Consider the following 20676-nt stretch of genomic DNA (forward strand, 5'->3'; position numbering starts at 1 on the left):
GAGGAGAACCGCAATCCTGCCGGAGGTCGGATGATGCGTCGGGAGGAATCGGCACCGGTACCCACGCCGATCCGGTTGTGGCGACTCGGGCCGTGGAGTCGCAACCGCCTGATGCGCCGCGGCGACCGATACGAGGCCGTCCTCGTGCTGCTCGCCGCGATGCTTATACTGCTGCTGGTCCCGTGCGCCGCCGCATTCGGAACGGCGACCCACACCAGGTTGGAACAACAAACCCAAACGCTGCGCTCCGGCGTGCACCAAGTACCCGCAGTCCTGCTCGAGGACACCCACCCAGCACCCGACACCCCCGACGACGCACTTCGACACAGCCACAACCAGGACAGTGCCCGAGTCCGCTGGTCCACGCCCAACGGGGACCACACCGCCGTGGTACCCACCGATGCGCACGCGACGGCGGGTCAGACCACCACCATCAGCGTCGGCGCCGACGGCAACCTCACCGGCCCCATCCGAAGTAACCGGGAAGACACGGTGGTGGCCGTGACCGCCGCATGCGGGGTATGGGCGCTCGGATCCGGCAGCATCGCCCTCGTCCCGGCACTCGTACACGCAGTGTCGGCCCGGACCCGGATGCGGCAGTGGGCATCGGAGTGGACTCGGTTCGACACACCACCGCGATGACCACCAAGACCCTCTACCCAGCGGCAGCCGGCCTCGAGAACAGCTCGCGGTGTGCGGCGACGTACTGCTCGACCGACTGCGCGGGCTGCCCGGTGACGTCCTCGACGTCGGTGGTCAGCCGATTGTAGCGATCGTCGCGGTGCAGTGTGGCGACCGTGAGAAGGTGTTGCACGGTGTGCGACGAGATACCGGGCACCGCGCCCATCAGCTCCACGAAGCTGCCGTAGGGCAGATCGGATCCCGTTACCGGCCGACCCAAGCCACGGGTGTACTGCTCGGCGAGGCCATCGATGCCCAGGACGGCGGGGCCGGTCAGCTCGAAGACCTGCCCGATACGTCCTGCCGGATCCTGAAGAATGGCGGCGATGACGCGGGCGACGTCGGTGGCGGCAACGGGCGAGGTCCTGCCGGTACCGAACGGCAAGGCCAAGACGCCGCGTTCGGCTACCGAACGGCTCGCCACGACGGTGAACAGCGGATTGTCCAGGAAAACCGTGGGTCTGACATGGACGACGGGCAGACCGGACCAGTTCATGATGCGCTCGGCGAGCCAGTGCAGCCGTTGGTGCCGAGACTCGTCGGTGCTGGTCGACGTCATCTGCGACACCGTCATCTGCGACATGTTCACCAACGCCTCGAGATCGCCCCGCTCGTCGGCGATCGCGCAGACGACAGCGGCGGCCTCCAGATAGTCCGCGGAGACACTCATGTTGAAGAACATCCGCCTCACGCCCGCCAACGCTGCAGCGACGTCGCCAGGGCGGGTCAGATCGCCCACGACGATGTCCGCTCCCAGCTCCCGTAGGGCATCGGCGCGGCCGTCGTCGCGATGAACCATCGCCCGCACGGGCTCGCCACTGCGGAGCAGCAGCTCGGCGACCAACCGGCTGATACTGCTGTAACCACCGCCGACACCGGTCATCAGGAACGGCGCGCGGTCACTCATGACCGAATCTCACTGTCCGCGTCAGCCGTGAGCCACGACTGCCCTGCTGATACGAAAATGCGCGCGATAGCCATCGTGAACCTCCTGGTTCTACCGGCCGGCGCAACAACAGACGGATGTGCGCCTGCGCAGGCACACCGGAGCGACCTGCACTTCTACGACGGTACGACAAGCCAACGCACGTCAGCCACCCAACGAATAAGACACGGATTCGTCGGACGGCACAAGTGCTAGCGGCCGTCTCGGATGAGCGGGCTGACAATCGCGCCTTCCTCTGGGCTACCCGAGCCGACGTCGCGAGGGCCCGTGCCGTGGAGGCGATCGCGGAAACGTCCGAGAGCTGCCCGCCGACCGCGCCCAGATCTCGTCTGGCTCAACCTGGACCGCACGACCGTGATGCGGCAGGTCACCACCGCACCATTCGGCGGCATCTGCGCCGTAAAGTGCTGTGCTACAGCACCATCGAGACGCCCTTACACCGCCTCTTCCTCCTCCGCGACTACATCGTGCGGTGGGTCCTGTCGTTCGAGCGCGCCGGCGACATGCTCCGGAGCACTGATACCGGAGGCGGGCACGGGCGCAAGATAGTTCGTCAACTCGGCCGTCACCGCAGGCGATCTCGTGATGTTTGGCGCAAACGCGGCCGGGCGCTGCCGCCGCCTCAGGCTGTAGGACGGGTGTCTACGATTGCCCGGCCCGGTCGTTCACGTACCGGCTGTCACGTCACGCACAGGCGCCACCCTAGCTTCAGGAGTCCACACCGTTCACATTGGTAATGGCGGCGCGATCGCATATGTCGCAGCCACCGCGAATTCGGTGTTGTGTTGTTTGAGCGGACCACCCGCACGGTACAGCTCACAGCTGCCGGGGCGGCGTTTCTGGGCAGGCGAAGGGAGTGCCGGGCGCGGTGGGGGTCGCCCGTAAGGCGGCACTGGCTGCGGGCAGGGGGGAGGTTGGCCGGGTCTCGTTGGGTTTTGCCGGAGCGAGTAGTGCGGTGACGCTGCCGCTCCTGACCCGGGCCGTGGGGTCCGAACTTCCGGGGATTGAGCTAGTACTGCAGGGGCCGCTGTTTTCGGGTGAAACCGTGGGACGAGTCGCTGATGGAACATTGGATCGACACAATGGGCGCGAGCAGTTCGGACCGTGGCCATCGTGTTCGACAGATTCTCCGATCAAGCCCGTCAAGTGGTCACCCCTCGCCGCCGGAGCCGCCCGCACCCACCACCAGCCTGGCGTCGGTACCGAACACCTGCCCGCCCTGGATCTTCGACGCCGGTGGCCCCGGAGCGACAGCGCTGACCTCGTGGTGTCACCGCCCCGTCAGCGCACCGGCGGCTCCGCTCGGAACGGGCCCCACCCCGGAAATAGGGTACGGGCTGCGCTGCGGGGGTGAGGCCTACCCTCACGTCCCCCACGGCTACGACGGAAACGCCACCGACGCCATCCTCGACCAGATCGAACGCCTCGCACCCGGATTCCGCGACCAGATCCTCCCACCGAAGTCCGCTCCGCCACCGACATGGAAACCTACAACCCCAACTACGTCGGCGGCGACACCCTCACCGGCCGCAATGACCCCCTCCAGGTCGTCATGCGGCCACGGATCAGCCTCGACCCGTACCGCACCGGCATCCCCGGCACCTACCTGTGCTCGGCCGCCACACCACCGGGCTGGTTCCTCCCGTTGGTGACCTTCATGCTCTCCCCAGCACTGGTCCCGATCCTGATCCACGGATGCGGACATCTGTACGACAACCTGCGACCAACCGCCCCAATCGAGAACGCACGAGAGAGGGACTGTGATCGGACGGTGTAACTGCGGGGTACGGCTACTCACGAAGCGCCGCAATGCCACCGCCTCCACCCACGATCTACAACACTTTGCGCACCCACAGGTTTCGCTTGACGCTGCGGACCGCATTCTCGCTCCCCCTATTACAGGGCTTTCGACACTGGGCTCCGACCCCGACCCGTTTCCAGACCGAGCCGCCAGCCTGCTACCGGGCCTCCTGGCAGCTACCCGGACCGGACTTACACCGGCAAGCGACGACGCGCTCATAGCCACACCTCTCGTGACCTGCTGGACGCACCCTAGATCGGGTACAGCCGGGGGCGTTTACGGGCGATCAGCTTCGTCGCCTTCGTCCCGGCCGATCCCCGGCAACGCCCAGATAGCGGTTTCCAGGTCCCACGCGGGCCCCCGGGCCAGCGGGGACCGGTTCACCGCGACCAGATCATCCGCGGGCCCCCGGTCCACCTCACCGGCCCGGTCCCCGGTGCTCGACCACGAATCGAAATGCGCCCCGACATAGGCATCGCCGCCCGGATACGGGCGGCCGTAGTACCGGATCAGTGCCGCGACCGCTACGGCGTCCGAGTCCATCGCGAGTGGTCGGCAACCGCAATGTCATACCCCGCACTCTCCGACCCCCAGGCGCCGGGAACCGAACCGAGGTGGTCGCTGCGCGCCCGGCCCGGCCGGAATCAGGGCGACCGCCGCGCGGCCGCCGGCTGTCTCCGGCACAAGCGTGCGCACCTTCCCCGCCAGATCCGGCAGACCCAACGCACCCCGCCAATCACCGTAGGCCCGCGCCGGGCAGCCAGAGCCGGTTCCACGTCCACCAGCACCACCGGGCTGGTGGAGTACACGAACTGGGCGATCTCGTCGGCGGTCAGGATTTCCCCGAGCGGCGGCGTAGTTGCTGCATTCCCGGTCATGGCCTCTCCCCATTGTCTGAGCTGGCTGGACGTGGTGTGGACAGTATCGCGTTGCGGCCGTGGCCCTTCGGACTTAGCGGGAAGTGGCATCGCCCCAGGGCAGAGGGGTGAGATGCCTCCGCTTCCGACAGGTGTCAGGGCAGGCGGGTGAGGTGTCGCGGTCGGCCCACCGCGCTGCTCCGAGCAGCGGCATTCTTGCCGATACGGCAAGAACTCTCGCCGAAACCGTCGGTGCTATTGCACTGTGTCGGTATGGAAGAAGCGGGCGAGGTCACCGAGGTCAAGACGACATCAAGCGAGGCGGACGAATGGGATGCGCGCTACAGCGAGCGGGCTCGCGTGTGGAGCGGAGAACCCAACGGCGCACTTGTCGACGAGATGACCGGCGCACGGCCGGGACGCGCCCTGGACGTCGGTTGCGGTGAAGGCGCCGACGCGCTCTGGCTCGCCCGCCAGGGATGGGCCGTGACCGCGCTGGACGTTTCGCGCATCGCCCTCGACCGCGCCGGGGCCCACGCCGACGGGGAAGACGTGGACATCAAATGGGTATTGAGCGGACTACTCGATGCCGATTTGCCCGCGGGTGGTTTCGACCTGGTCTCAGCTCAGTACCCCGCGTTGCGCAGAACCGCTGAGCGTTCCGCCGAACGTGCGTTGATATCCGCCGTCGCACCGGGCGGCACCTTGCTGGTTGTGCACCACGACATCCCCGACGCGGATGCGGCGCGCGAGCACGGCTTCGATCCCGCCGACTGGGTCACCCCCGGTGACGTGGCGGCGCTACTCGATGACAGCTGGCACGTGGACGTCAACGAGGTGCGGGAGCGTTCGATCAGCGGCGGCGCGGGTGCACACCACACCCACGACGTGGTTCTGCGCGCACACAGGCTGCCCCACCAAAGCCCTTCCATCGGGCACCGGACAGCCAATGGTTCTCTCGGCGCAAACGCAGAATCACACAGGAAAACAACGACGGGAACAGCAGCGCCCGCTTCAACTCCGTGTCGTCACTCACACGATCGCGCCCGCTACTGGGACCACCGACAGGCGCGTTGGGTCAAGCATCACGCCAACCAGACCCGAGACTAGAGGCCATCATCACTGGACTGGACGAGACGCCCACCCCTAGCAGGATTGTGGCCCGACAGAGAAGATGGTCAGGAAATGTCGCCGTGGGATGTCGAGAAGCCGCGCGCGGCTTCGTCCCCGGAGTGAATACGGCCAGAATGGGCCGTACCGCACCAAGGAGAACATGATGGCCAAGTACCTGCTGCTCAAGCACTACCGGGGCGCGCCCGCATCGGTCAACGACGTGCCCATGGACCAGTGGACGCCGGAGGAGATCTCCGCCCACGTGCAGTACATGAACGACTTCGCCGCTCGGCTCGAAAGCACCGGCGAGTTCGTCGACAGTCAGGCACTCTCCCCGGAGGGCACGTTCGTCCGCTACGACGGCGAGGGACGACCGCCGATCACCGACGGCCCGTTCGCGGAGACCAAGGACCTGATCGCCGGCTGGATGGTGATCGACGTCGAGACCCACGAGCGGGCACTCGAGCTGGCCGGCGAGCTGTCCGCGGCCCCGGGTGCAGGTGGGAAACCGATCCACGAATGGCTCGAAGTGCGCCCATTCCTGGCCGCCTCTCCCACCGCTACGGAGTGCGGCTTTCACAACGGGTGATGACATGTCCCCCGATCCTCTGATCGCAGTGCCGGGGCCGCTCGAACAAGGCGGACTGTCTACTTCGTGGGCAGGAGTGGGTTAGAGTCGGCGACGCTGCGGATGCACCGGTTGAGCCGGAGGCGTTCACCCCTTCTCGGGGTTGGGACCTCCGGTTCTCTGCCTCGAGAGCCGCTCGTCGGTCATCCGCTTCTTCAACTCCCGGCGGGCGCGTTGCTTCGGCGTCTCCTCGGGCTCGGGTTGCTCGACGCCGACCGGCCGGAAGTGCGCGCGCCCCAACTTGATCTCCGGATGCACGACCAACTCGGGCTGTCCCTTCTCGTCGGTGGACAGTCCAATCCCAAAGCGCCTCATTCCTCGGCGACATCCTGCAACCGCACGATCATCCGCCGGCCGATACTCCCATCCGGGTGACGGTAACGCCCCTCGTCTGCCGAGCTCACCTCGAACCGCATCCCCCGCGGTAGCAGGTGCGCAGTGTTGTCGACCGACTCCGACCGTCCCGCATATATCAAACGGTCAGTCTCGATCTCGAATACCACATCCCGCTCTCCGACCGTCGGGTCGAGTTCGTGCGGGCATGGGTTGCCATCGTGTGCCTGTCGAAATCCTGGCGCGATCCCGGCTGCAGGGTCGAGGACAGCTTGACCGGTTCCTGCGGGACCGTGTGCGGGAGCGTCACCGCGCAGTACAGGATGCGTCCTCGGTCGTTGAACCGTTCCGCGATCTGGATCGCAGCCAGCGGGCGGCGTCGTGGCGGTAACTGTCGATGCCCTTATAGGCGGCGATGTCGGCGGGAAGTTCGGTGATGATGTCGGCGAGTTGCTCGGCCCACGCGGGAATGGTGGCGATGTCCGACAGTGGCGCCATGTAGGTGTGGATGTTGAAGACGAGTGCTCCGGTGAGGGGCAGTCGGATGAGGTGTTCGAGTTCGATCCGCAGTTGCACGCGTCCGTAGTCTCCGTCGGCGATGAGCTTCGGAATGTCGTCTTCCCATTCTGGCCGGGTTTCGAGGCTGGTGTCGCGGTGCGGTGAGCCGACGGCGGAGAAGGTCCAGTTGGCGCGGCGGAAGATCCGGTCGGTGGTGAGATGGCGCATGAACTGCTGCGCACGGCTGGTGATGCCGCCGCTGGTCAGCCCAGGCACCGGGCGGTGAATTTCGTTGAAGTTCATACCGACGTCGAACTTGATCGACCAGTCGGCTGCGAAGGTGACGATGGCCGCATCGAACCAAAGTTGGTCGTGGCGCTCGGTGAGCAGGAGGATGTCGTCAGGCACCTGGCAGCCGATGAAGGTCAGCGGGTCCTCCGGCAGCGTGACCAGATCACCCATTTCGAAGTGTTGGTCGATACCGAGCAACGTGTTGCGCCAGTGGTACCGGATGCCCTGGCCGGTCAGCTGCATGGTCTCCGGGTAGGAGTCGGCCATCTGCCGCATGAGGTAGAGCATGACGTCCCAACAGGCGGGCATCATGTGCGGCAAAATCTGCACTCGACCTGGGTCTTTCGCCAGGATCTCCCGTTTGAGCTGCATCATCGGCACGTATTCGAGGCCGAGGTCGACGACGTGCCGACCCCAGCCCCCGGCGAGGGTGGGGGTATAGCGGGGTGCGGGCTCGACATTGACCGCGTAGCGGAAAGTTTCGTCCCCCGCCGGGAAAGGCCAGGGCAAACAGGTCAGGTCGCTTGTGAGCAGTTCGGTCACGGTACTTCGCTCCAGAGTCGGGACGGAAATGGCGGTGCAAGGGTGATCTCTGGTCGGTCGTCAGGCAACCGATGCCAGATACATCGCACGATGCGAGGAAGTGTGCGGTCGCACGACGAGGTCGCGGGCGCAGCCCGAGCACTCGATGGTGTGGTCGGGGCCCGCGAGGGCCCGGGTGGCGGTGTCGCAGTGCGGGCAGAACACGCTGATCACGTCCACGTGCGAGATGTGGATGAACAACTCGCACGGCAGAATTCCCGCGGCGCGCGCTACCGCAACGGCCTGCATCACCCCGTACTCCGCCCCGGCAATCATGATGCGGACCCCGACGGTGCTGGTGTCGATCAGGTCAGCGATACCCGCACCGTCGGGGAGGCTGTACAGCGTCACTGCGCGGTCCGCGGAGGCGAGATCCCGCCCCCACTTTGCGACCTTGGCGGTGGTGCTGGGGGCATCACCGATCGCGATCAGGAGGTACTGGCGGCCGGATAGGTCCATGCTGGCCGCGGTGATGCCGACCTGCGCGGTGGCGATGTCGGACTCGTCGATGCTTGTCATGACATTCCTCTGAGAGTCGTTGAGGAGCAGGCTCTGTGGTTTGGTGTTCGAGGATCGGAGGAGAGGATCCGGGCGCGCTCGGCAAGTTCGGCGCGGTGGTGATCGTCGATGACGACTCGTCGCTCACTCCCGACACCCGCCGCGGTAGCTACTCGTGCACCGGAGGGTTCGATATCGGCGCTGTACCGGTACCGGTCGCGGGGAAACGGAAATGGGAAGTGTATGAGGCCTTCCGTGGCGGTGCCTGATGCGGCGGACGTCATAGCTCCAGCTCCAGATCCGCGCCGGCGGCCCGGGACACACACGGCATCATCACGTCACCGGTGGACTTCTCCTGATCGGTGAGATAGAGGTCGCGGTGCTCGATCTGTCCGCCGCGCACCGCGAGCTTGCATTCCCCGCATACGCCCTGCCGGCACAGGTTCGGCACATCGAAGCCGTTGTCCAGCAGCGCGTCGAGCAGGCTGGTGTCGGGTCCGACCGTCACAGTGGTACCGGTTCGGCCCAGGGTCGCAGTGAAGGGTTCACCCCCGGCGGAGATGCCGGAGGAGAACGGCTCCGAGTGCACACGCTGCAATGGCCAGCCCCGGGCGAGCGCGGCTTCGGTGACGGCGTCGATCATTGGCGTCGGTCCGCAGGTGTAGAGGTGTGTGCCGATCGGCTGGCGGGTCAAAGTTGGTGTCACGTGGTCCCAGAACTGTTGCGGGGTGTTCACAATCGTCAACCGGTCCCCGCACAGTTCCATCAGGTCGTCGACGTGTGCACCGAAGCCGGAGCGGAAGGAATAGATCACCTCGAACGAGCGACGCCACTGCACTGCCGCACGCACGTGCGACAGGATCGGGGTGACCCCGATGCCGCCGGCGACGAGGACGTGGTGGCGTGCGTTCGGAATCGGAGCGAACGCACTGCGCGGGCGGGACGCGTTCACCTGGTCGCCGACTGCGAGGTTGTGCACCCACCGCGACCCGCCGGCGCCGGCCCGGTCCAGTCGAGCAGAGATCGAGTAGTGGTCCGGTTCGATCGCCGGGCCGGTCAGGGAGTAGGAATTGCGTGTCCCCGGCTTCCAGGTGACCGCGATGTGACTGCCCGGGGTGAAGGACGGCAACGTTCCGCCACCGACTGGTGCCAGGACAACCTGACGGATGTCCTCGCACAGCATCGTGGTGTCGGCAACGACGACGGAAAGGTCGCTTCCTACCGCGGCGTTGGTTGTCGCGGCCTCGACTACTTCGGTCACGTCAGGTCCTCCGAATCTGCTTGATAGCCAAGATAGGCATGGTGACGGCGGGAGAAGTGGTGGTAGACGGTCAGCGTGACGGTGTGGCCGTGCGCGCAGAACACCTGACGTGTCCGCTGAGTGCATCCCCTGTTGCCATCGAGGATGTCGATCACGCCGGTCCCGATCCGTGCCCACACCTGAGCGAGCCCCACACACGCGACGTCGTCGGGGTCGGTGAGTGCGATGCTCATTACGCATAGCGGTCGCGGCCGGCGCACGAGCGCGTGCGCGGGAATTCGCGCGGCAGCACCCACGGCCACCACCAGGTAACAGGAGGCCGAGCTCTCGACGTCACCATCGCGTTGTGGCCACGCGGTCGCCCAGCGAGGCACGCTGGTGGTGGTCATGCTCACTGCCATCGCTGGTTACGGTGCGAAGGAGCGCTGACCGACATAGAACGCCAACGCACCCTCAGGGGTACTGAATCGGATCCGCGATCCCTTCGGGAAGAAAATCGCGTCCTTCGCCTTGGCGACCTCCTTCTGTCCGGTGTCGAGATTCTCGAGAACGAACTCGCCCTCGAGCACAACCTTCATTTCGTCGTACTCGTAGAGGTAGTCGAGGGGATCGTCCGTGTGCCGGAGTTCGAAGTAACCGGCCGACATCTCGGACCCGTCTGGGTTTGCGTACACGTCGTCGATGAAGCCTTCGGTGCCCGGGTATTCCGCAACCGGCATCTGCGGCAGAGACTTCCAGAAATCTGCAGTGACGCGGAACGGTGCGACGGTCTGTCCGATCGCACTGGAATCGGCAACGGTCATTGGGGTCCTCCTGGGGATGGGATTGCACGATCGACACTCGATCACCATGTGATGAAACTGAAGATAATGGTAGGAAACCATGCCGTGGGTTACGCGCTCGTAAACGCGCGTGACAAGGAGGTTTTATCTGTAGGAGCTGCGGGTGAGGTGAGAGAGTCGACGTGGCGCCGCCGCTCGGGGTCACCGGCGGTGCCCGGCTCGGACCATCCCGAGGCAGCGCTGTCTGCAGGGCTTGGTGGCTCGCTGGTCGAAGCACTTCGGGGACAACGCCGATGGAAGGTTGCGCTTGTCCACACCCTTCACCCGCTGTTCTGGATCTGGACACGAAAGGCGGGGACACGACCGACCGGACCGACCGTCCTGGCCGGCCATCCGGAGGGATCGATAGTGGGTGCATTCACTCAGAAGGTCCTGAGAGCCCGCTGGTCCGCGGACGAAGCCCCATCGGTCCTGCACTTCCCGCAGGAAGCACAGGCGATCACCAGCGTTTGGAGGCACTGACGTCCGGAGTAGCCGACGCGGCCGTTCTGGGCTCCGCGTTCGCCCCCAGCGCCCTGTCACGACTCGGGATCCCGTGGCACTCGATGCGGTGGCGTCGCTGCTGCACGACAACAGCCGGACAGATGCGCGGCACGCTTGCGTGCAGCACTTCCCCACCTTGCGCGTCGTCGACCGGGTCAGGCTCTGATCGATGCTGCATCCGTATCCACGGAAGCGGTGTCCATCCGCGAGTTGACGACTGCGGACGAGTAGCCCGCGAAGCCCCGCGGCTTGTCAGAGATCGAGTACGAGGTCGGTTTCGGGTTGCGAGCAGCACAAGAGAGTCGTGCCTGGCATCGGGGGCTCCAGGGGGTCCGGTCGGTATCGAACGGTTCCGGAGAGGATCGGGGTCTGGCAGGTGTGGCACACGCCGGTGCGACACGACCAGCGGGTCGGAACGTCGCAGGCTTCGGCGAGATCGAGGACGGTGCTGTACTCGTCGCTCCATGGCACGGTGAGTCCGCTGCGGGTGAACGTGATGCGCGGCCCGCTGCCGACGGGTCCAGGGGGCAGATGTGGCGGGGTGTGGGTCGCGTCGGTGAGTCCAGGATTGATGGCCGGGAGTGCGCCGAACAACTCGGTATGGATGCGGTCGGACTCCACACCGAGGTGCATGAGTGCCTCGCGCAGCACGGCCATGAACGCGGTGGGACCGCACAGGTAGGTGGTCACGTTGGTGGGCAGGCCCAGGGCGACCAAGGCTTCGCGGTTGATGCGGCCGGGGAGGGCGGGCGGATCCAGGTTCGCCGTCGAACTCTGGGCGGTGTAGTAGACGTGTTCGTGACCTCGGTCGACGCCGGTCAGCAACCGGTGCGCTTCGGCCGCGAAAGCGTGTTCGGCGGCTGAATGGGCGGTGTGCAGCCACCAGATGTCGCGCTTGCTGTGGGCTGCGGCGAGTGCATGCAGCATCGCCAGAACTGGGGTCACCCCGACGCCGGCCGAGAGCAGGAGCACGGGCGTCGTGCCGTCGTGATCTTCGGGAAGGACGAAATCGCCACGCGGAGAGGCGACGTCGAGGGTGTCGCCGACACGTAACTGCGTGTGGAGATAGGTACTGACGAGGCCGTGGGTCTCACGTTTGACGCTGATGCGGTACTCGTTGTCCGACGGCGCGGCCGACAGCGAATAGTTGCGCACCGGTGGTGGTTCGCCGGCGCCGGCGACGCGGAGGGTGAGGTACTGGCCGGGTTTCGGACGGGTCAACGGGGCGTCGTCCTGTGGTGCCAGGTGGATCGACGCCACCGTTGTGCTCTCGGAAACGATCCGTGCGACGCGCAGCGGTCGGAAGCCGGCCCAGCCGTCCGGTTGAGCTCCGGCGGGCGGCTCGCCGGCGCGCGTCGGGCGCTCTGCGGCGTCGAGCAGATCACGAAACGATCGCTGCCAGCCGGGGCTGAGCGCCGGGATGTCGACTGCGTTCCGGAGTTGGCCGATGTCCCGGTCGGGCAGGTAGAGCAATGCGTCGATCGCGGCGACGCTCATGCGGTGCCGGCCGATCCGGGTGCGGATGATCTCGTCGCCTGCCTGCACGTGACCTTCGGCGATGACCCGGAAGTAGAACCCGGGCCGGTGGTGAGCAACAAGCAGCGCCGGCATCTCGGGTTCACCCAGACGCATTCCGACCCGATAACAAGTGACGCGTGGCTGAGTGACCTCGAACTCGGCATCACCGATGCGATAGCGGTCACCGATGTGCACCTCGTCGTCGGGTAGGCCGTCAACGGTGAAGTTCTCACCGAACTGACCGTATTCGAGATCGTCGCGACCGAGATGACGCCGCCAGAAGTCGTAGGACTGACATTGATAGACGAGCACGGCACGTATTTCTCCGCCGTGACCGTCGAGGTCTCCTTGACCGTCGCCGTCGATGTCGAGCGTGCGGACCCCGCGTGGACCGTCGACGGGGTACTTGAAGATGCCCGTGTGGACGGTCCGGCCTTGCCACGGCACGTCCTTGGGCATACCGACGTTGAGTGACTGCAGGCGTGCCACTGTGGTTGCCCCTCACTGTTTCGCGCGGAACGGGTTGCCGGAGGTGTCCGTCGTTCGCGCCCCGGTCATCGCAATGAGCAGCGTCGTCAACCAACAGCGACCACCTCGTCTGCATCTCTCCTACGGTTGGCACAAAGGCGTCCCGTCGCAGAACATCCTATATCCAACTGTGATCTGCGCCACTCGGCCTGGGCTGGCCCGTTGTGGTCGCCTGTCTACGGGAATCTGGTTGCCAGCCACGCGCCGATGTCGGCGGCGGCGAGGCTGGCACCGGTGGGTGCGCCGTCGTGGATCGGTCCGCCGAAGTGGGTGCCGGCAACGCGGACGTGGGTTTTGTCCGTCGATCCGAGTGCATCGCACATCGTCTTGGCATCGTCGGGGAAGCAGGCCTGGTCTCCGGTGAGTTCGACGAACAGTGTCGGTGCGGTCACCGTCGGGGCGCAGCGCAGGAAGTCGGCGTTGCTGCTGAGCCCGGACCAGGTCGACAACCAGGCGTCCGGCGTGGAAAAGCGGCCGAAGCCGACGAGTCCGTAGTTGGTCAGGTCGGGTCGCCGGCCGAACAGCGACCCGTAAGGGCGTTCGTTCGGGTTCAGCGATAGATCGACGAACCGTAGGTCCGCATCGGTGCGATAGACGGTCAGGACGCGGGGCGCGAGGGCGGCGCGGCGATCTCCCGGATCCGACGTGCTCTTGTACCGTCGGCGCGCGTCGGCCGCTTCGTCGATGCGTTGCCGGGCGATGGTGTCGAGGCGGGTAATGCGGTCGTGCTGCGCTCGGCGGTAGCGGGTGATGAATTCCGTTGAGTAGGAAGAACTGTGGGGTGGATCGGCGAATCCATTCGCTGGATCGAACGGGTTCAGGTCCGGATCTGTCGATAGCGGGTCGGACTCGTCGACGACCGACGGGTCGATCAGCCGCAGCAGCAGTGCACCCTGACCGGGGTGCGGTGCCATGAATATCGCCGCGTCGGGCCGGGGCATGTCGGCGCCAGCCAGATCGATGGGTCTGTCCGCGGGGGTATGCGTCAACCGCTCCCCCGACGGCAACCCAGCTTGCTGGTGGTAGAACGCAAAGAGGGTCCCGCCGCCGGAATGGCCGAGGGTGACGATGTGGTCGAAGCCCCTCTCCCGCAGGAATATTTGCCCGGCCGCGACATCCAGCAAAGCCTGCTCGTGCACGAGAGCGACGTCGTTGTTGACCGATCGAGTGCCCTGCGTCCACACCGCGTATCCGCGGGCGAGCAGCTCGGGCACCAGCACGTGGTGAGTCAGATCCTGGCGCGGGTGCATCAGCGCGACGACAGTGTGCGCGCCGGGCACCATCCGCAGGACGCCGGAGACCTTCGCTCCGTCCGCGGTGGTGAGTTCGTGTACCGACGTGACGGTGGTGTCGGGGGCCTGGGCGGCGTCGATGTACCGGCCGGCGCCGAGCCGCTGGGTGCTCTCGTTCATTGCGGCTCGACTCGCATGGCGTCCTTGTCCCACTGTGTGATTCGGGACTGCGCCAATCCGGCGACGCTGCTGTACCAGACGGCGTGGCGGCAGCCGGTGGCACGGCGGTCGATGACGATGGCCGAGTCGGAGACGATTCGGAAGTAGGGTCCGACGTGGTCGACGGTGACCGCCGGGTTGCGACCGGCCACCTCGGCGACAGCTGTGTTCTCCGGGACGTCGAGGATGAACAGGGTCGTCATCGTGTCACCATCTCCTTCGATTCCTGCTCCTGATGCCAGGCCGCTGCCCGTTCGGTGATCAGTTCGGCTTTGCGGGTGAGCAGCGCGGCCATGCTGGGGTCCGGGCCGGTCACGACGTCGACGAGGGCGTCGATGGTCAGGTTGGCGTCGAGGTCTTCCTGCGGGGTGACCGGGCGCAGCGCCCGGGTAATTTCGATCATGTAGCCGTTGGGGTCGTGGGTGTAGATCGACTCGATCGTCTCGTGCTGGATCTGCATCTCCACCGGCCACGCGCTGTGGTCCAAGCGCCGCCGGTATTCCATCAGGTCGTCTTCGCTGTCCACGTGGATTGCCAGATGACGGGAGCGGATGAAGAAGATCGGGACGTCCTCGGCAAAGCGCGAGTAGGAGTCGCCCTGCGGGCCGCCGTCGAACGGTTCGAGGCCGAAGTAGTAGAAGAAGGCCAATCGGTCGTCGTTGCCGATATCGAAGAAGAAATGGATGAAGTCGGGGTGTTTCTCCGGGCCCCAACCGGCCGCGCAGATCGAGTGCACCACCGGGAACCCGAGAACGTCGCGGTAGAACGTGACGGTCGCGGCGGGGTCGAATGTCGGGTAGGCGACGTGGTCGACGCCTTTGACTGTGTGTTGCAGGTCGGACATGGTGAACTCCAATGGATTCGAGGCTACTGAACAGCGGTGGCCGGAGCATCGGCACGCAGCAGACCGCCGGCTCCGGGAATGTCGACCGCAAGGTCGAGCGCCCGCAGCAGGCTGTAGGCGCCGGCGGTGGCGGCCGAGAGGACGGGCAGCCCGAACTCGTCTTCGGCCGATTGGACGAGGTCGAGTGAGGGCATCTGCACGCACGCGGAGAGCACCAGCGCGTCGGCTCCGGCGCGGTCGAGCGATCGGGCGGCGTCCATCACCCGGTGGCCGGGGATGCAGCCGACCTCCGCGTTGTCGGCGACTTCGAGGGCTCGCCAGTCCGTTACCCGGATTCCTTCGGCCTCGATGTACGCGACGACCTGCTCGGCGAGGGGACGCATGTAGGGGGTGACCAGGACGATCCGTTCGGCGTGGATCGCGTGGAGTGCTTCGACGAGTGCGCCCGCGCTCGAGCGGATCGCCGCTTCCGAACCGCCGGTGGCCAGTTGCTCGGCAATCAGCCCCTCCACTCGCTGATGCTCTCCGGGCCCCACCGACATCAGGGCGACCAGGCACGCGTAGAGGATAGCGTCGACCCCGGCATCACCGAGCTCGAGGATGCATCGCTCGCGTTGGGCGTTCATCGCCCGTAGCTGCTCAGGGGACACGGACTGCATCCGCATCCGGCTCGAGTGAAACGAGAACCGCGCGTCCGCATGCCGGTTGAGCAGTGCCGGCATTTCCGTCTCGACGGTCACATTTGAACTCGGTACGACGAGCCCGATGCGATGAATGCCCATGTTGTGGCCCTTCTGAGGGGGAGTCGGACGTAGATTTACGCCTATGACGAGTATTCGACGCCGATGATGATTCGTCAAGACCCCGAGTGGCGCGAGCGTGGGTTCGCCGCGGCTTTCCTCGCATCCGTGACGGCACTCACAGTTGCCTCTTGACATGTCATCAGTCACGTCGAATACTCGACACAGACGTAAGGAGTGTTCGAGGATGACCTCACACCGCCCCCTGAATTTCCCCCAGCACGAAGGAGCGCAGCTGCAATGGCATATGTGATCGGAGTGGACGTCGGTGGCACGTTCACCGACGCGGTATTGGACGACGATGCCGGCACTGTTCTCGCCGCGAAGGCCCCCTCGACACCGCCGGACTACTCCCGCGGCGTGATCGATGTCCTCGAGGTACTCGCCGGGCAATTGGGCTGCCCGATCGAGGAAATGCTGGCAAACACCCACCACATCGCACACGGCACCACGTCGTCACTCAACGCGCTCGTCATGGGCAACGTGCCCCCGGTCGGCTTCCTCACCACCAAAGGCCATCGCGACTCCATCTACATCATGAACGTCGAGGGCCGATACCTGGGCGGCTCACCGGAACAGTTACAAAATGTCATGGGACAGAGCAAATCTCATGGACTGATACCGAAGAAGCATGCCCTGGAAGTCACCGAACGACTCGACCGCGACGGCAACGTCGTCGTCGCACTCGACGAAGAATCCGCCCGTCGATCCATCCGCGCACTCCTCGCCGACGGCATCACCGCGATCGCGGTCTCCCTGCTGTGGTCGTTCCGCAACCCGACGCACGAGCAGCGCATCCGCGAGCTCGTCCACGAGATCGACCCGACGGTGTTCGTGTCCCTGTCGAGTGAGGTGAGCCCACGCATCCGCGAATTCGCCCGCAACGCGACGACCATCATGAGCACCCAGATCGGACCGGGGCTGCGTGACTACCTCGGTTCACTGGAGTCCGAGCTGCGGGACCGCAAACTCGCCGGACCCCTGCTGGTGATGCAGAGCAACGGCGGCGCCGTCGCAGCCGCCGAGGCACCGAAGAACGCGATCAGCACCGTCGGATCGGTGCTGACCGGTGGCGTGGTCGGTGCGGTGTCCCTCGGCAAACAACTCGGCCACCGCAACATCATCGCCACCGATGTGGGCGGCACCACCTTCCTTGTCGGCCTCGTCGTCGACGGCGAGCCCGTCCGGGCGTCCAGCACGATCATCAACCACCACCCGATCAACGTTCCCACCCTCGAGGTACACCCCATCGGATCCGGCGGCGGCGCCATCGCCTGGGTCGACCCCGGCGGCAATCTCCAGATCGGCCCGCACAGCGCCCAGGCCGTCCCCGGCCCGGCGTGCTACGGCCAGGGCGGCATCGAACCGACCAACGCCGACGCGAATCTGGTTCTCGGGATCCTGCCCGAACACGGGCTCCTCGGCGGCCGTAAGCCGCTGGACAAGGACCTCGCGCGGGACGCGATCCGCACCAAGATCGCCGAACCCCTCGGGCTGTCGATCGAAGACGCGGCCGCGGCCATCTACGCCGTACAGAACGCCCAGACCGGTGACCTGCTGCGCAAAACGGTGGTCGAGGCGGGACACGACCCCCGCGACTTCGTGCTCTACGCCTTCGGCGGAGCCGGCCCAGCCCACTGCGCCGCCTACGCTCGCGAGGTCGGCGTCAGGGAAGTCATCGTCCCACTCGGCCAGGTGGCCTCGGCGTTCTCCGCCTACGGATTGGCCTCGTCCAACATCGTCCTCGCCGCCGAACTGTCCGACCCTGCCGCCATGCCGCTCGATCCTGTCCGTGCCGAGCGCAACTTCGCCCAACTCGAGTCCCAGGTCCTCGAGCAACTCAACCGGCAGGGGTTGACGTTCACCGGGGTGGAGATCGAACGCGAAATCGACATGCGCTACACCATGCAACTCGCGGAGGTAGCGACGGCGGTACCTGCCGGCAGCCTCGACGCCGCCGGTATCCACGCCGCGTCGGACCTCTTCGAGCAGCGGTACGCCGAACTGTACGGAAAAGACAGCGGTTTCCGTGAGGCCGGAATCCAGGCCATCACCTACCGTGTCCGGGCCACCGGCCTCCTGCCGTTCTCCCCTACCCTGCCGGAGGTCAAGTCCGCGGACTCCGCCGATCCCACACCAGCACACATCGGAACCCGAAAAGTGTGCCTGGACGGCCGGATCGGGTACGTCGACACCGACGTCTACGACTACAGCAAGCTGCTCGCCGGACACGTCCTGCACGGGCCGGCCATCATCGAAGTCCCCACGACCACCGTCGTCGTTCCCCACGACACCACCGGCACCGTCGACCGCCTCGGCAACCTCACCATCGTCGCCCAGTAGGAGCACCGAAGATGACCATGCAAATCCCCGGCTCCGAAATCTTCTCGAGCCGACCGATCGACCCCGACGCACTCGCGCGATCGCTGCCCCCGACGCTGGCAGTCCACACCGTCAGCCAGGAGCACATCGACAACCTCGACCCGCTGACCTACGAAGTCATCCGGCACCGGCTGTGGTCGGTCACCGACGAAATGGGCGAAGCACTCAAACGCATGTCCGGCTCCCCCATCGTCACCGACGCGAACGACTTCGACTTCGCGATCAGCGACGAGATCGGGCAGGAAGTGCAGGTAGGCCTGTACAACACCATGCTCGTCGGCGCCGTCGACCTCGCCATCTACTGGACCCTCCAGCACCGCGCGACCAACCCTGGCATCACCGAGGGCGACATGTTCCTGTGCAACGACCCCTGGGTCGGCGGCGGACTGCACCAGAGCGATGTGATCGTCTACCAACCAATCTTCCACGAGGGCAAGCTCTTCGCCTGGACCAGCGCCATCTGTCACGAACCCGATCTCGGCGGATCCGGGCTCGGCTCGTTCGACCCCTCTGCCCAGGACGTGTTCTCCGAGTCGCTGCCGACACCCCCGATCAAGGTGGTCCGCGACTACGAACTGCAACGCGATGTCTCCGACGCCTGGGTGCGGCGCTCGCGGGTGCCGATGCTCGTCGGACTCGATCTCCGCGCGAAGATCGGCGCCAACACCGTAGGGCGCAACCGACTGCTCGCGGTGATCGAGCAGTATGGCGCCGACACCGTCAAGGCCGTGATGAAGCGGATGATGGCCGACGCCGAGGGGCGTCTGCGCGGCAAGCTCACCTCGCTGCCCGACGGAACCTGGAAGGCCACCGGCTACCAGGATCAGTCACACACCGGCGACCGCGGGATCCACAAGATCACCGTGGCCATGACCAAGACCGCCGACCACCTCACCTTCGATTTCACCGGCACCGACCCGCAGACCGGCGTCATCAACTGCACGTACGCGGGCATGCGCGGCGGAGTCATGCTCGCCCTGCTTCCGATCCTCGCCGGGGACATCCCCTGGTCCGCGGGCGGACTGATGCGCTGCTTCGACCTGGTCTCCGAAGAGGGCACGATCAACAACGCCACCTTCCCCGCCGCGGTCAGCCGCGGACCGATCGGCCCCGCCTGGCTCACCGGCACCCTGATCGCCGAATGCCTGTCGCAGATGCTCGACCGGTCGGTCGATCTCGGCACAAGCGTGCAGGCCGCGTGCTGCGGCACCTGGGACACCGCCGTGATCGCCGGTCTCGACGAACGCCCCGAACAGTCGGTGCCCTTCCTCAACATCATGATGGAGCCGATGGCCGGCGGCTACGGGGCCCGCCCCACCGCCGACGGCATGGACACCGGTGGTCTCTTCTGCATCCCGATGGGCCGCATCCCGGACACCGAAATGACCGAATTCCTCTACCCGCTGCTCACCCTGTGGCGCCGCGAGGAACCCGACTCCGGCGGACCCGGACGGCAGCGCGGCGGTGTCAGTGCCTCCATCGCCATCACCCCCTACGGCACCAGCCTGCCGATGGGCCTGGTACTGGCGTCGGCGGGCAAGGCCGTCGCTCAGAACAACGGTCTCGCAGGCGGATACCCCGGCAATACCGGCGTCGAGGTCCTCGCCCGCGGCACCGACATCGTCGAACAGTTCGCGGCCGGCCGCATCCCCGGCGCCCTGGACGATCTCGGTGGCGGCCGTGAACTCGGAGCCTGCTACGCCGAGAGCTACGTGGCACCCGGTGAGGTGCTGTACATGCACTGGCAGGGTGGCGGCGGCTACGGTGATCCGTTGCTGCGCGACCCGGCCGCCGTGGCAGCAGACTTCCGTGAAGGCAAGGTCACCGAAAACGGTGCCGAAACCGTCTATGGAGTCATCCTCTCCGGCGGAGACGTCGATGAGATCCGGACCTCGGATCGGCGGGACGAGATGCGCACGGAGCGTCGAGACCGCTCGGGGACTACTCGGTCCGACGCCCCCGCGCTCGATCTGGCCGGGGCTCGCAGACTCGACGACAACCTGGCGGAGGTCACGATCGGGGACACCCGCGCGATCGCCTGCGCCCAGTGCGGACGCCTTCTCGGAGACGACAAGACCAATGCTGCGCTGGACCTCGCCCGGTTCGAAGGCCCCTCCTCGACCGCCGGACCACAGGTGACCTCCGATCCGCGCGAGTACGTCGACGCCCCCGTCGTCTTCCGGCAGCTGTGCTGCCCCGGTTGCTGGACCGCTATCTACTCCGGCATCGTCCCCGCCGATCACCCTGATCACGCCCTGGACATCGCCCGCCTCCTCCCCGCGGTAGCGGAGCGATAATGTCGGCGAACCCCGTGATGACACTGGAAGCAGGAGGATTGC

At 66.1% G+C, this 20676-nt stretch carries 17 protein-coding genes and 2 pseudogenes; 6 read left to right on the top strand and 13 right to left on the bottom strand.

Annotated elements, in window-relative coordinates; all coding sequences use genetic code 11:
* Nucleotides 1-33: 33 nt before the first annotated feature.
* The gene (locus PSR88_RS02195) at nt 34-642 is read left to right on the top strand and encodes a hypothetical protein (protein ID WP_029538320.1); all 609 of its coding nucleotides are present in this window, start codon (nt 34-36) and stop codon (nt 640-642) included.
* A gap of 13 nt (nt 643-655) precedes the next feature.
* Here PSR88_RS02195 and PSR88_RS02200 read toward each other — a convergent pair whose 3' ends face one another.
* A complete protein-coding gene (locus PSR88_RS02200; protein WP_016880977.1) occupies nt 656-1588 on the bottom strand; it encodes an NAD(P)H-binding protein in 933 nt (310 codons plus the stop codon).
* Between the two features lie 1397 nt (nt 1589-2985).
* Between PSR88_RS02200 and PSR88_RS02205 the strand changes: the two are divergent.
* Nucleotides 2986-3260, top strand: a pseudogene (locus PSR88_RS02205) (FAD-dependent oxidoreductase); the annotation flags it as partial.
* Between the two features lie 419 nt (nt 3261-3679).
* On the opposite strand, the pseudogene PSR88_RS02210 reads toward PSR88_RS02205, so the two are convergent.
* Nucleotides 3680-3730: pseudogene (locus PSR88_RS02210) on the bottom strand (hypothetical protein); the annotation flags it as partial.
* Between the two features lie 828 nt (nt 3731-4558).
* Between PSR88_RS02210 and PSR88_RS02215 the strand changes: the two are divergent.
* Together PSR88_RS02215 and PSR88_RS02220 are read left to right on the top strand one after the other, a co-directional pair.
* The gene (locus tag PSR88_RS02215; protein ID WP_192815049.1) at nt 4559-5395 is read left to right on the top strand and encodes a class I SAM-dependent methyltransferase; all 837 of its coding nucleotides are present in this window, start codon (nt 4559-4561) and stop codon (nt 5393-5395) included.
* Nucleotides 5396-5561: 166 nt separating this feature from the next.
* Nucleotides 5562-5987 (top strand): YciI family protein, encoded by a 426-nt coding sequence (locus PSR88_RS02220; protein ID WP_029538317.1) that lies wholly within the window; start codon nt 5562-5564, stop codon nt 5985-5987.
* Between the two features lie 126 nt (nt 5988-6113).
* Here the strand turns inward: PSR88_RS02220 and PSR88_RS02225 are convergent, their stop codons facing one another.
* The 11 genes from PSR88_RS02225 to PSR88_RS02275 form a co-directional block, all read right to left on the bottom strand.
* The gene (locus tag PSR88_RS02225; RefSeq protein WP_016880972.1) at nt 6114-6341 is read right to left on the bottom strand and encodes a hypothetical protein; all 228 of its coding nucleotides are present in this window, start codon (nt 6339-6341) and stop codon (nt 6114-6116) included.
* A 324-nt stretch (nt 6342-6665) separates the two neighbouring features.
* On the bottom strand, nt 6666-7691 hold the full coding sequence (locus PSR88_RS02230) for a heme-dependent oxidative N-demethylase family protein (protein ID WP_016880970.1): 1026 nt from the start codon (nt 7689-7691) through the stop codon (nt 6666-6668).
* 60 nt (nt 7692-7751) lie between these two features.
* Complete coding sequence (locus tag PSR88_RS02235) at nt 7752-8249, bottom strand: dimethylamine monooxygenase subunit DmmA family protein (protein WP_009473078.1); 498 nt, start codon at nt 8247-8249, stop codon at nt 7752-7754.
* A 259-nt stretch (nt 8250-8508) separates the two neighbouring features.
* Entirely contained in the window at nt 8509-9489 is a 981-nt protein-coding gene (locus PSR88_RS02240) for a PDR/VanB family oxidoreductase (RefSeq protein ID WP_011593736.1), read from the bottom strand.
* The gene (locus tag PSR88_RS02245; protein ID WP_016880969.1) at nt 9486-9722 is read right to left on the bottom strand and encodes a hypothetical protein; all 237 of its coding nucleotides are present in this window, start codon (nt 9720-9722) and stop codon (nt 9486-9488) included. The genes PSR88_RS02240 and PSR88_RS02245 overlap by 4 nt, the downstream gene beginning before the upstream one ends.
* 174 nt (nt 9723-9896) lie before the next feature.
* Nucleotides 9897-10292: a cupin domain-containing protein gene (locus PSR88_RS02250; RefSeq protein ID WP_011593738.1), complete on the bottom strand. Its 396-nt coding sequence runs from the start codon at nt 10290-10292 to the stop codon at nt 9897-9899.
* A gap of 774 nt (nt 10293-11066) precedes the next feature.
* Nucleotides 11067-12821, bottom strand: coding sequence for an MOSC and FAD-binding oxidoreductase domain-containing protein (locus PSR88_RS02255; protein ID WP_016880967.1), 1755 nt, complete (start codon nt 12819-12821; stop codon nt 11067-11069).
* Between the two features lie 215 nt (nt 12822-13036).
* Complete coding sequence (locus PSR88_RS02260) at nt 13037-14272, bottom strand: hypothetical protein (protein ID WP_016880966.1); 1236 nt, start codon at nt 14270-14272, stop codon at nt 13037-13039.
* Nucleotides 14269-14514, bottom strand: a complete 246-nt coding sequence (locus PSR88_RS02265) for a hypothetical protein (protein WP_009473087.1) — start codon at nt 14512-14514, stop codon at nt 14269-14271. The genes PSR88_RS02260 and PSR88_RS02265 overlap by 4 nt, the downstream gene beginning before the upstream one ends.
* Nucleotides 14511-15155, bottom strand: a complete 645-nt coding sequence (locus PSR88_RS02270) for a VOC family protein (protein WP_029538308.1) — start codon at nt 15153-15155, stop codon at nt 14511-14513. Before PSR88_RS02270 ends, PSR88_RS02265 begins: the two co-directional genes overlap by 4 nt.
* Before the next feature lie 23 nt (nt 15156-15178).
* On the bottom strand, nt 15179-15937 hold the full coding sequence (locus tag PSR88_RS02275; RefSeq protein WP_029538305.1) for a maleate cis-trans isomerase: 759 nt from the start codon (nt 15935-15937) through the stop codon (nt 15179-15181).
* Nucleotides 15938-16195: 258 nt separating this feature from the next.
* Here PSR88_RS02275 and PSR88_RS02280 point away from each other — a divergent pair, with 258 nt between their 5' ends.
* Together PSR88_RS02280 and PSR88_RS02285 are read left to right on the top strand one after the other, a co-directional pair.
* Nucleotides 16196-18298 (top strand): hydantoinase/oxoprolinase family protein, encoded by a 2103-nt coding sequence (locus tag PSR88_RS02280; RefSeq protein ID WP_016880964.1) that lies wholly within the window; start codon nt 16196-16198, stop codon nt 18296-18298.
* A gap of 11 nt (nt 18299-18309) precedes the next feature.
* A complete protein-coding gene (locus PSR88_RS02285) occupies nt 18310-20634 on the top strand; it encodes a hydantoinase B/oxoprolinase family protein (protein ID WP_011593745.1) in 2325 nt (774 codons plus the stop codon).
* The last annotated feature ends 42 nt before the right edge of the window (nt 20635-20676 follow it).

Origin of the sequence: Rhodococcus sp. DK176, assembly GCF_038447315.2 — a bacterium.
GTDB lineage: Bacteria > Actinomycetota > Actinomycetes > Mycobacteriales > Mycobacteriaceae > Rhodococcus_F > Rhodococcus_F jostii_A.